Source organism: Streptococcus sp. SO2 (assembly GCF_030440025.1).
The window spans coordinates 175,737-188,822 of sequence record NZ_JAQFJH010000002.1; the positions used below are offsets into that span (position 1 = coordinate 175,737).

Consider the following 13,086-nt stretch of genomic DNA (forward strand, 5'->3'; position numbering starts at 1 on the left):
AAAACCTCCTAGAATAGTGGCCGATACCTTTCATTTAGTCGGAGCGCCTGCAGTTCGTCGTGAATCGTAAAGAGCATGCCACTCAAAATTAAAAAGAGTCCAGGAATCATGCTGACTTTTAACAAACTCTCATCCTTCAAGACAAACAAGATTGGAAGTCCAGCCAAGGTAACGTTAAAGACAGCACCTATCAGAGCAAATCGGAGAACCAAGCGATTGATAAAGCGACTGGTATCCTCGCCCGGATAGACCCCGTAGATGTAATCTCCTGATTGCTTCATCCGATCTGCGATCTGTTGACCACTCACATTGACAAAAGCAAAGGCAATGCTAAAGACAAAGAGGATAAGGATATAAGCGTAAATCCACAAGGGTTTCCCCATCGCATACTGCTCCAGTATGGCAGGGTAGAGCGGATTGCCCTTATCCAGATGTTGAAGCAAGAGCAAGAGATAAGAAGGCAAGCCCATGAGACTCATCACATACATATAAGGCATGCCACCAGCAGGATTGAGCATGATTTCCAGATAGGAATAGCGTTTAAAGCGAGAATGAAGCCCGATTTTATTGATAGGGATGCGGTATCTAGCTCGGTAAAAGAGAACGACTAGATAGGTAAAGAGGACACCAAGCATTACCAATAGGAAAAGCAACCAAGGGGAAATCTTATGAACTTGGACCGATTGGATGATGTCCTGAGGGAGTGAAGCCACCATACTCGCCAATAAAATGACGACAGGGCCTCCAACTCCGATAGACGCATTGATGTCCGACAGCCAAACTAAGAAAAAGGTCCCCGCAACCAAAAGGCTGGTATTGAGGAGAAAGACCAAGAAGGGATTGTAGGGAACTTGGACAGGAAGGTTTGTCGTCAAGGCCAAGGCCTGAATCAAGGCAATCCCTAACGTCAAGTACATTTTCCGTCTATCCTGGACTTCTGAAGACACCGAGTTTAAGCCCAGTTTCTTTGAAAAGGAAAACATCTGCCACAAGATCATGGCTGACATCCAAGGTGAAAGCCCAATGGAAAAGAGAGAGAGGCTGCGAAGATTTCCACCAGTCAGGGCTACTGAAAAGTCCAGATAGGCTGCGCTTCCTCCGAGAAAATCCCGACTATTGAGGTCAACAAAAGGAAGAGCCAGACGACTCCCGAGCACATAAATAAAGAGCAAAAACAGTGTGTGCATCGCTTTTTTTACTGCTATCGATGAACGAAATTCTTTCACTAGCTCCTCCTTTTCATTTTTATCCTTCAATCATCCTACCCGAGGGGGATAACTCAGCATTTTTATCTTAGCATCTTCAAATCCTCATCTCAGTTTTCGTGAGCTTTCTCGTCCAGATAAGCTGTCAGAGCTGCTACCATTTCTTCCGGTCTTTCTGCTGAGAAAATACCCGCATAGTCACTTTCAGGTAGTTCCCGCGACTGGGTATTTTCAAAGGTCAAGATTGGTTTCTCAAAGTGTGAAATATAGTCATAAACAACACTCAACTTGTCATCGTGGTTAATATCGAGATAGACATCTGTCTGCTGGATCAATTTCTCGACCAAGAGGGGAAAGGTGTTGGGATAGAGGGTCACATTTTCAAAACGTGACAAGAGCATGAGTTCCGGTGCCATCGTTGTATAGGCTGCAATGTAGAAATGCACCTCTGGCAAGGCTTGAACCAGATAGTCGATTTTCTCAAGATGCCAGGAATTGGTCAAATTAACACAAGTCATAGCTGGCTGGTAGACTGTGACTGGATAGTCAATTCCTGCCTGACGCCATTTTTCAGTAATGGCAGACCACTCCATCAGATGATAGTGCCACCAAACCTCACGCAAACGCCCAACCGAATGAGTGTTCCAAGGTTTGTCTTGGGATAGGAAATGCAAGATAGCTGGCAGGGGCTCTAGGGGAATCTGGAAGATGAACTCATGTCCATGTGAGGCAGCCCCACTGTCAAAACCAATCTGGAAATTATAGTTTTGATCCAGAGAAGCATAGCTGTCATGAAAGAGCATATTGAGGATGGACTGATCTCCCTCACTCACATGTAGGTGTTCCCGTTCCGTCAGCTCAACAAGTTTTTTTCTTACAGCTTCTGCCCGCCATTTTTTGTTATTGATCAAGAGCACACCTGCATTAAAGCCAACCCCAACTCCAAAACAAGATGGCGCAGCAGCCAGGTAGTTTTCTCCCAAGTCCATTTCAAAGAGAGCCGTCAGATCAGCCGTCACAACCAAATCACTGTCCAAGTAAAGAACCTTATCCTCTTCGACAAAATCAGGGATAAAATAACGGGCAAAGGTCATGTGATTGATATGGGGCAGTTTGTTGCTCCAGTTCATCTGAAATTGGGCGCCAAGCATCTTGACATCCACTAACTCACCGCCCATTTGCTCTACTATCGGCCTGAGAGCGCGGAACCATTCTTGGGGAATATCCTGGTTAAAGATATAGACCTTGACATGGCTATTATGATAGCAGAGAGACTTAAATGCTGTTTCAATCTGGCGAATATAGGCATAATCTCCTGCGAGAACAATTGTTTTTTTCATTTAGTTTCCTTCAGTTTAGAACGACTGCTTCTTTGATTCCAAAAGCGTGCGGATAGACTCGATCATTTGATCTACAGCTGCTGGTGAGTAAACATGACTGCAACCACTCGAGTCATGACTAGTGGTCTCAAAAGCAAATATAGGGATTTCTCTTTGCTGCACCTCTTGGATAATGTTTGCAATTTCATCCTCATGATTGATATCCAAGTAAAAGTCAATCTTTTCCAAGACTTTTCTGACATTCATGGGATTAAAGTAAGGATAGAGGCGTACATTCAGATGTGATTGTAAGTTCATGATTTCCGGTGCAAAATTGGTATGAGCTAGGATAAAGAACTCTACATCGGGCAGTTCTTGGATCAGGTGTTCGATTTGCTCTATGTGACACGTATTGGTAAAAATTGCGGTCGCATACTGGGGAGCTTGAACTAAAGATGCCAATCCTTTATGGAAATCACATTTTTTCATGACAATATCAGACCACTCTAGTCCGTAGTAAAACCACCAGTCCTCCCTGAAACGATTGAGGTTGATTTGGTACCAAGGCTTGTCCCCTGTATAATGGATAATCTTGGCTGTCTTCTCAGTAGCAAGAGAATCCCTATACCAAGAATCCATCTGGTAATTTCGAGCCACCGTATCCATACCAACCATAAAATTATAGGTGGCTGGCAGCGATTTCCAACGACTTTCAAAGAGGTGATTTAACACGCCCTGATCACCAAAAACTTGGTCATGCAGTTGGTCTGTCAAACTCAACAAGTGCTCCGTCACCTTTTCTTGACGCCAGAGAGCCACATTAATCAGCAAGACACCTGCATTAAAAGTGCTAGGAACTAGAGCATCTGCGACAGCAGCTACTGGCCAGTCTGCCATATCTTCTAAAAAGAGTTGATCTAGGTTTGATCTAACGATGATATCCGAATCCAGGTACAAGGCTAGATCTTCGCTAACAAACTGAGGAATAAAATAACGAAAGAAAGTTGCATAACTTAAGTGAGCTAGTGGTAAACTATATTCTTTCAAACCTTGATGACTAATCTTGACATTGACGATTTTTGAGGCTAGAGGTTCTAAACGTCTCTCCATGAGCTGAAACCATTCTGATGGCAAATCATCATTGAAAACATAAAAAGTCACTGCTCGATTATGGGCGCAGATTGACTTGATTGTTGTCTCAATCTTGTCCATATAAGCATTATCACCACCGAGTACAATGGCTTTTTGAAGCTCTTTTTTCATTTCGTCCCCTTTTCTTTTCACATTCTTTTAGCTACTTTTCTTCTACTATAATTCTGATTTTTTCGATGATTATCTCACCTTCCTATTATACCTTTTCCCCTAGTTTATTTCAAACTCAAAAGAGGATTTCCCCCTTCTCACATATAGAAAAAACCTTTGAAAAATCATGTTTTCAAAGGTTTTCCATTTTACTATTTATTCATTGATTTTTATATCTTATCAATGACTTTCTTGATCGTCATTCTGACTCTTCTTGGCAAGAAGACCGATACCTGTCACAGCTGTCAATGCTCCCAACAAAGCAGATGCTACTGAAGTCGACGCTCCTGTATTTGGCAAGACTTGTTTTGGCTTGCTTGAAGCGGATTGACCTTGGCTTGCAATATTTGCCATTGAGAGAGAGGTGCTTGTTGAAGTAGATGCCAGAGCACTTGCTGACGCAGATCTACTAATAGAATCTGAAGTCGAGAGACTAGCGCCAATCGACGCAGACTCGCTCACTGACATACTTGCTGAAACCGAAGCACTTTCTAGAGTCGATTCACTGGCGAACATGCTAGCTGAGAGTGATGCGCTCGTTGAAGTAGATTCGCTCACTGATGTACTTGCTGAGATCGAGGCACTTTCCAATGCTAATTCGTCTGCTAGCATACTTGCAGAAGTTGAAGTACTTGTTGAAGCGGATTGACTAGCGCTGGCTGACGCAGATTCACTGGCGCTCAATGAGGCTGACTGGCTGGTGCTCGCTGAAGCTGACTCACTTGCGCTCGCTGACACTGATTGGCTGGCACTCAATGAAGCGGACTGACTCGAACTTGCTGAAGCCGATTGACTCGAGCTTACAGACGCTGACTCACTCGCACTTACAGAAGCGGATTGACTCGCACTCACTGAAGCAGATTGACCAGCGCTTACTGAAGCAGATTCACTGGCGCTCACTGATACTGATTGACTCGAACTTGCTGAAGCGGACTGACTCGAGCTTACAGATGCAGATTCGCTTGAACTTACTGAAGCGGATTCGCTGGAGCTTACTGATGCTGACTGGCTGGAGCTTACAGACGCAGATTGACTCGAGCTTACAGACGCTGATTGACTCGAGCTTACAGATGCAGATTCGCTTGAACTTACTGAGGCAGATTGACTAGCACTTACCGATGCTGACTCACTCGAACTTACCGATGCTGACTGGCTGGAGCTTACAGACGCTGACTCACTCGCACTTACTGAAGCGGATTGACTAGCGCTTACGGAAGCAGATTCACTTGCGCTCACTGACGCTGATTGACTTGAGCTTACAGACGCGGATTGACTAGCGCTTACGGAAGCAGATTGACTAGAGCTTACTGAGGCAGACTGGCTGGCACTTGCTGAAGCAGACTGACTAGCACTTACTGATGCGGATTGACTTGAGCTCACCGATACAGATTGGCTCGAACTTGCAGATGCTGATTGGCTAGCACTCACTGAAGCCGATTGACTTGAACTTGCCGATACAAACTCACTTGTGCTGACTGAAGCTGACTGACTTGAGCTTACGGACGCTGACTGGCTAGCACTTGCCGATGCTGATTGGCTCGAACTTGCTGAAGCCGATTGGCTGGCGCTGGCTGAGGCGGATTCACTTGAGCTCACTGAGGTTGATTGACTCGAGCTTGCAGATGCAGACTGGCCAGCGCTCGCTGAGGCTGACTGACTCGAACTTACCGAAGCTGACTGGCTAGCACTCGCTGAAGCGGATTCGCTTGCGCTCGCTGAAGCGGACTCACTTGCGCTTACTGAAGCGGATTGACTGGAGCTTACTGAAGCAGACTCACTCAAACTCACTGAGGCTGATTGACTTGCACTCACCGATGCTGACTCACTCGAACTTACTGAGACCGATTGGCTGGAGCTTACTGAAGCAGACTCACTCAAACTCACTGAGGCTGATTGACTTGCACTCACCGATGCTGACTCACTCGAACTTACTGAGGCCGATTGGCTGGAGCTCAATGAAGCGGACTGGCTGGAGCTTGCCGACGCGGATTGGCTCGAACTTACTGAAGCTGACTCACTGGCGCTGACTGAAGCTGACTGACTCGAACTTGCAGATGCAGACTGACTGGCACTCAATGAAGCCGATTGGCTGGAACTTGCCGACGCAGATTGACTAGAGCTTACTGAAGCGGATTGGCTCGCACTCAATGAAGCCGATTGACTAGAGCTTACGGACGCGGATTGGCTCGAACTTACTGAAGCGGATTCACTTGCACTTGCAGATGCTGACTGGCTGGAGCTTACCGAAGCTGATTGACTCGAGCTTACAGACGCTGATTGACTCGAGCTTGCAGATGCTGACTGACTTGAGCTGACTGAGGCAGACTGGCTCGCGCTCGCTGAAGCGGATTGGCTTGAGCTTACCGATGCTGACTCACTTGCGCTTACTGAAGCGGATTGACTCGAGCTTACTGATGCTGACTCACTTGCACTCAATGATGCAGACTGGCTAGCACTTACTGAAGCGGATTCACTTGTGCTTACAGAGGCTGACTCACTTGCGCTCAATGATGCTGATTGACTTGCGCTCGCTGAAGCGGATTGGCTAGCGCTCGCTGAGGCTGATTCGCTTGAACTTACTGAGGCAGATTGACTAGCGCTCGCTGAGGCTGACTGGCTTGAGCTTGCCGAAGCAGATTCACTTGCGCTCGCTGATACTGATTGGCTCGAACTTACTGAAGCAGATTCACTTGCGCTCGCTGAGGTTGATTGACTCGAGCTTACTGATGCAGATTCGCTTGTGATGACTGAGGCAGACTGGCTAGCGCTGGCTGAAGCGGATTCACTTGCACTTGCTGAAGCAAACTGACTAGCACTTACAGATACAGACTGACTCACGCTGGCTGAAGCAGATTCGCTTGAACTTATTGAAGCTGACTGGCTGGAGCTGACTGAAGCGGATTCGCTTGAGCTGACTGAAGCGGATTCGCTTGAACTTACCGATGCTGACTCACTGGCGCTCACCGAAGCAGACTCACTCGAGCTCACTGAAGCGGACTGACTCGAACTTGCAGATGCTGATTGGCTGGAGCTTACTGAGGCTGACTGACTCGAACTTGCTGAGGCAGATTGGCTTGAGCTCACTGAGGCTGACTGACTCGAACTTGTCGACGCCGACTGACTTGCACTTGCAGAGGCAGATTGACTCGAGCTTACCGAAGCAGACTGGCTAGCACTCGCTGAGGCTGACTGGCTCGAACTTACTGAGGCTGATGCTGACTGACTTGAGCTCACCGATGCGGATTCACTTGAACTTACTGATGCGGATTGACTTGAGCTCATTGACGCTGATTGACTCGCACTTGCTGAAGCAGACTGACTTGAGCTTACGGACGCTGACTGGCTAGCACTTGCAGATGCTGATTGGCTCGAACTTGCTGAAGCGGATTGACTCGAGCTCACTGACGCTGATTCACTTGTGCTTACTGAGGCAGATTGACTCGAGCTTACCGAAGCAGACTGGCTTGCACTCAATGATGCAGATTGACTAGAGCTTACTGAGGCAGACTGACTCGAACTCGCTGAAGCAGACTGACTAGCACTCACTGAGGCGGATTGGCTCGAGCTCGCTGAGGCGGATTGACTCGAACTTACTGATGCGGATTGACTGGCACTCACTGATGCTGATTGGCTCGAACTTACTGAAACAGATTGACTAGCGCTTACTGAGGCTGACTGGCTCGCACTCACTGAAGCGGATTGGCTCGAGCTCGCTGAAGCTGACTGACTCGAGCTTGCAGATGCTGACTGACTAGCACTTACTGAAGCTGATTGACTCGAACTTACCGATGCTGACTGACTTGCGCTCACTGAAGCTGATCGACTGGCACTTGCCGATGCTGATTGACTTGAGCTCACTGAAGCTGATTGACTCGCGCTCGCTGAAGCGGATTGGCTCGAACTTACCGATGCTGACTGACTCGAGCTCACTGAAGCTGATTGACTTGAGCTCACTGAAGCTGATTGGCTGGCGCTCGCTGAAGCGGACTGACTCGAACTTACTGATGCTGATTGACTCGAGCTTAATGAGGCTGATTGGCTGGAGCTTGCAGATGCAGATTGACTCGAACTCAATGATGCGGATTGGCTGGCACTCAATGATGCAGACTGGCTAGCGCTGACTGAAGCGGATTGGCTCGCGCTGGCTGAAGCGGATTGACTGGCACTTACTGATGCAGATCGGCTTGAGCTGACTGAGGCAGACTGACTTGCGCTCACTGACGCTGACTGACTTGCACTTGCAGATGCAGATTGACTCGAACTCGCTGAAGCAGACTGACTTGCACTCAATGATGCTGATTCACTTGCGCTCACTGAAGCGGATTGGCTTGAGCTTACGGACGCAGACTGGCTGGCACTCACTGAAGCGGATTGGCTCGAACTTACTGAAGCGGATTGGCTGGCACTTACCGAAGCTGACTGGCTGGCACTCAATGATGCAGATTGACTCGAGCTTACTGAGGCAGACTGACTTGCGCTCACTGATGCTGATTGACTTGCACTCGCTGAAGCGGATTGGCTAGCACTTACTGATGCTGACTCACTTGCACTTAATGATGCAGATTGACTCGAGCTCGCTGAAGCGGATTGACTCGAGCTTACAGATGCAGATTCGCTTGAACTTACTGAGGCGGATTGACTAGCACTCAATGATGCAGATTGGCTGGAGCTTACTGAGGCGGATTGACTAGCACTTGCTGAAGCAGACTGGCTATTACTTACTGAAATTGACGCTTGATTTGGCGTGATTTGTCCATTAAATGTATCTGAAACCAAACCATCCACTGTCGTACTTGCAGTCACCGGTCCACTAGGAAGTCGTCCTCCATTACGATCATATACCTTCTTCAGCTCATTTGCAGTAAAGGTTACACTAGTCGAGCTCACCGTTGCTTGTTTGGTGAACGTCTCCCCTGCAATTGTAAGAGTAACAGTCCCATCTGGAGCAACCCCATCTACCGTAATCGCTTGATTTGAGAGCCCACCTTTTTCGTTAAGATATTGATTCTCTATCCTTGGCGTCTGAGGGCGCACAGTAAAGCTCACGTCAATTTCATCCGTACTTCCATCTGGATAAGTTACCACCGCTGTCAAAGTATGCCGACCAGCAGACAAATTCGTATTGGTTCCAGATTTCCAAGTATAGGTTGTTCTAGTTCCCTTAGTAATTCCTGTAGTAGGTAATTCTGGTGTCCCTGTAGCATTCGTGATGTACTGACTGGCTTCACCAACAGAAACAGTCCCTGAATTGGCCGTTAGAGTAAAGTTTCGATTCACCTCAGCATTGATAGCTGGTTCGTACTTTTCAGACTGAGCATGGACTTCAAATTGAATTGCGGCAGGGTTGGCTGTTAAATCTTTTACAAGACCTACGTCAGTAGTATTTCCGCTAAAATTACCTTCCTGATCATAGGTGAAAACATAACGAGTCCACAAACTATTTACTGCTTGATTTTTTCCAACAGAACCCGTGATTGAAACGGTGAAAGGATTTGATGCTGTAGCATTTCCATCTTTGGCTAGTTTATTTGTCGGAACAATCATACTGATACTTTGACCATTACTCGTAGTGAATGAGACAACAGTTGAAGTAGCCGGATAGGCCGCGGGAACAGCAGTAGGAACAAATTTTGCATGTTCAATTCGACCACTGTTATCAGTAAACTCAATGGTCCCAGAAAAATTTTCTTCTCGATAAATTTTAAATTTTTGTCCTTCTAGAACTGCGCCACCTGTAACGGTTATTTTCTGAAGTTCTGGCTTCTCTGTATCCCTAGCAGCTCTGAAGCTAGCGGTATTTGAAGCTTGGGTCAAAGCTTGTCCGTTTCTGCTGTCACGAAGTCCAGACTTGGCACGTAACACAGCATTTGCAATACTATTTCGAGCTTCTATAGCTTTTTGTAGGATAGGGGCAAGGTCAGAAGCTTCCCCTTTCAAGACTTCTGCTATCTCATTCTTCGCTAGACTAGCCTTCGTGATCGCCTCATCCGAGTTTGGAAGCCCCTGAGCTTGAGCTAGAAACTGCCCAATCTCAGCAGACAAGGCCTCTAATTTCTTCCGTTTTTCTTCACTTTGCTTTTCTGTCAAGGCTACAGAAGTCATTGTGAAACTCGATTCAGCCGTCACACCTTCATTCTTTACACGACCAGACCGACTTTGAGGCAAGGATTCTGTAGAAAAATCAACTGCTTTTAATTCTTTCGAAGGTTGTGATTCTTTCACTGTCTCCCGAGCTGACTCACTTGCTTGGTACTGACTTTGAACACCAACTGAAGCTCTCTCTGACAGATTACTATTCGCTTGATTTTGTGTCCCAAGGGATTCACTTGAACTAGCAGTTACACTTTGACTGTTTGCCAAGGATTGACTAGTGGAAGCAGATTGGCTCATCGACTGGCTCACGCTAGAAGAGTTTGAGGCACTGATAGACTGGCTCGTAGAGGCAGATTGACTGGCGCTCTGCGAATTGAATTCTGACAATGACTGGCTTTGACTGGTAGACAAAGACAAGCTAGCAGCATCTTGATGATCCTGTGTCGTCCCTAGCACTACTGAATCTCTCGTCGCCAGGGTATCTTTTGATTCGACAGTCTTTTCAACAGCGACTGCATCATTGGCATAAACACGCGTTTGCGTCGCAGCAAAACCACCTAAAATCGTACCCGTAGCTGCTATCCCTTTCAAGACATCCAAGCCGGTCAACTTCTGACCTCCTTGCTTTTCAACCATTTCTGTCTTTACTTGGCTCGCATCCGCACTTCCACGCATCACCTTAAATAAGCCAAAAAGGGAAGTCGAGGCCCGTAGCCAATGCTTCCCTGATTTGATTAATTTGAACCGAGTTACACGGTCTGTTTCTCTATATTCACCCTTCTGGCGTCTAAAAAACATGTTACTTCCCTCTATATGAAAAAGAATTTATTCACCTATAAAATACTATCTTCTTATTATATACCAAATATACCGACAATTCAATATCTATAATATATCCTAAAGAAAGAAAATGATTTCAAAAATAACTTGATTTCAAATCTATTCTGTTTTTTCAATATAATCTTCATTTTATTGTTCTGTTAATATATTTTATTTATTTTTTAACCATTTCTATATGCTTTAAAAATTGAGCAAATAATTCCAATCACTCAGGGAATTGATTTTTATTCAAAATATAGAAAAAGTCCATGAATCAATAGCATCCACAGACTTTTAGGAGTAGAGTATTTAAAGGCAGTTTCACAAATGAATCAATGAAGCCGGTAGCCGAGGTAACTTTCTATCCTTTCCAACGAAAAAATCCACGAATCGAAAGCATTCGCGGACTTTTCTTACAACGCATTTAAGAAAAATGCCATACTAATTAATAGCCGTAATCTACGACACGAAGAGGCGAAAACGATTATTTTTCGCCGATGAATTAGTGAGGCAGGTTGCTAGCCCTCTCACTACCCGTTACAACGGAAAAATCCACGAATATTATCGATTCGTGGATTTTTCCTAGTGAAGCGTTTAGGTAAGCCGATTTTACACTACGACACGGAGTTTGGCAAATCGATTCTATTTGCCAAACGTAGTTAGTAAGGCAGTTAGCTAGTTCGCCAAATAGCGACTAGCGTCCAACAATTAGGAACTTTAGTTCCAATTGTTGGTGCTGAGTTACATTTTTTCCTCCAACTCTACGTCTGGATACTTGTCCGCAAACCAGCGGAGAGCAAAGTCATTTTCAAAGAGGAAGACTGGTTGGTCAAAGCGGTCCTTGGCCAAAATATTGCGGCTTGAGGACATCCGTTCATCCAAGTCCTCAGGCTTGATCCAACGAACGGTCTTTTTACCCATTGGGCTCATGACTACTTCTGCATTGTACTCGCCTTCCATGCGGTGCTTAAAGACTTCAAACTGGAGTTGTCCCACAGCCCCTAGCATGTACTCGCCAGTTTGGTAATTCTTATAAAGCTGAATGGCTCCTTCTTGCACCAATTGCTCAATCCCTTTGTGGAAAGATTTTTGTTTCATAACGTTCTTAGCAGAAACTTTCATGAAAATCTCAGGGGTAAAGGTTGGCAGTGGTTCAAATTCAAACTTATTTTTTCCAACTGTCAAGGTATCCCCAACCTGATAAGTACCAGTATCGTAAACCCCGATAATATCACCTGCCACGGCATTGGTCACATTCTCACGACTTTCCGCCATAAACTGGGTAACATTCGACAGCTTAGCTCCCTTACCAGTACGAGGGAGATTGACACTCATGCCGCGCTCAAATTCACCCGAAACAATACGGACAAAGGCGATGCGGTCACGGTGTCGAGGGTCCATGTTGGCTTGGATTTTAAAGACAAATCCTGAGAAATCCTTGTCATAAGGATCCACAATTTCGCCATCTGTTTTCTTGTGTCCGTGTGGTTCTGGAGCAAACTTGAGGAAGGTTTCAAGGAAGGTCTGCACCCCAAAGTTTGTCAAGGCTGAACCAAAGAAGACTGGTGTTAATTCACCCGCTAAAATAGCTTCTTCTGAAAATTCATTTCCCGCTTCTTGCAACAGTTCGATGTCGTCCTTAACCTGAGCGTAGAAAGGATTGCTGCCAAAAAGCTGGTCACCTTCTTCTAGACTAGCAAAACGCTCATCCCCTTTATAGAGCTCTAAACGTTGGTTATAGAGGTCATACAAGCCCTCAAAAGCTTTCCCCATCCCGATTGGCCAGTTCATTGGATAACTTGCAATACCTAGGACTTCTTCTAGTTCTTGCAAGAGATCTAGTGGTTCACGGCCATCACGGTCCAGCTTGTTCATAAAGGTAAAGACTGGAATGCCACGGTGCTTCACAACCTCAAACAATTTCTTGGTTTGGGCCTCGATACCCTTGGCAGAGTCAACGACCATGACCGCAGCATCCACCGCCATCAAGGTACGATAAGTATCTTCTGAGAAGTCCTCGTGCCCTGGTGTGTCTAGGATGTTCACGCGCTTACCATCATAGTCAAACTGCATAACAGATGACGTGACCGAAATACCACGTTGTTTCTCAATATCCATCCAGTCAGACTTTGCAAAAGTCCCTGTTTTCTTCCCTTTTACGGTACCAGCCTCACGAATCTCGCCCCCAAAGTAGAGCAACTGCTCAGTGATGGTTGTCTTCCCCGCGTCCGGGTGGGAGATGATGGCAAAGGTACGGCGTTTCTTGATTTCTTCTTGAATAGTCATAAGTTCTCTTTCTTTGATTCTCTATTTTTAGTTGTTTCAGTAGCTAAGAATGATGTTTACAT

General features: G+C 46.0%; 5 protein-coding genes. All 5 read right to left on the reverse strand.

The features are described from left to right. Nucleotides 1–8 precede the first annotated feature (8 nt). A complete protein-coding gene (gene secY2 / locus PCY17_RS03305; RefSeq protein WP_301391817.1) occupies nucleotides 9–1,226 on the reverse strand; it encodes an accessory Sec system protein translocase subunit SecY2 in 1,218 nt (405 codons plus the stop codon). 89 nt (nucleotides 1,227–1,315) lie between these two features. Next, on the reverse strand, nucleotides 1,316–2,545 hold the full coding sequence (locus PCY17_RS03310) for a glycosyltransferase (RefSeq protein WP_301391818.1): 1,230 nt from the start codon (nucleotides 2,543–2,545) through the stop codon (nucleotides 1,316–1,318). Nucleotides 2,546–2,560: 15 nt separating this feature from the next. After that, the gene (locus PCY17_RS03315) at nucleotides 2,561–3,787 is read right to left on the reverse strand and encodes a glycosyltransferase (RefSeq protein ID WP_301391819.1); all 1,227 of its coding nucleotides are present in this window, start codon (nucleotides 3,785–3,787) and stop codon (nucleotides 2,561–2,563) included. Nucleotides 3,788–4,006: 219 nt separating this feature from the next. Continuing rightward, complete coding sequence (locus PCY17_RS03320) at nucleotides 4,007–10,717, reverse strand: accessory Sec-dependent serine-rich glycoprotein adhesin (protein WP_301391820.1); 6,711 nt, start codon at nucleotides 10,715–10,717, stop codon at nucleotides 4,007–4,009. A gap of 762 nt (nucleotides 10,718–11,479) precedes the next feature. Next, a complete protein-coding gene (locus tag PCY17_RS03325; RefSeq protein WP_301391821.1) occupies nucleotides 11,480–13,024 on the reverse strand; it encodes a peptide chain release factor 3 in 1,545 nt (514 codons plus the stop codon). Nucleotides 13,025–13,086 lie beyond the last annotated feature (62 nt).

Excerpts from the sequence above, each read along its gene's own strand:
- PCY17_RS03310 (WP_301391818.1), bottom strand. The coding sequence starts at position 2,545 with ATGAAAAAAACAATTGTTCTCGCAGGAGATTATGCCTATATTCGCCAG.
- PCY17_RS03320 (WP_301391820.1), bottom strand. The coding sequence starts at position 10,717 with ATGTTTTTTAGACGCCAGAAGGGTGAATATAGAGAAACAGACCGTGTA.
- PCY17_RS03325 (WP_301391821.1), bottom strand. The coding sequence starts at position 13,024 with ATGACTATTCAAGAAGAAATCAAGAAACGCCGTACCTTTGCCATCATC.
- PCY17_RS03315 (WP_301391819.1), bottom strand. The coding sequence starts at position 3,787 with ATGAAAAAAGAGCTTCAAAAAGCCATTGTACTCGGTGGTGATAATGCT.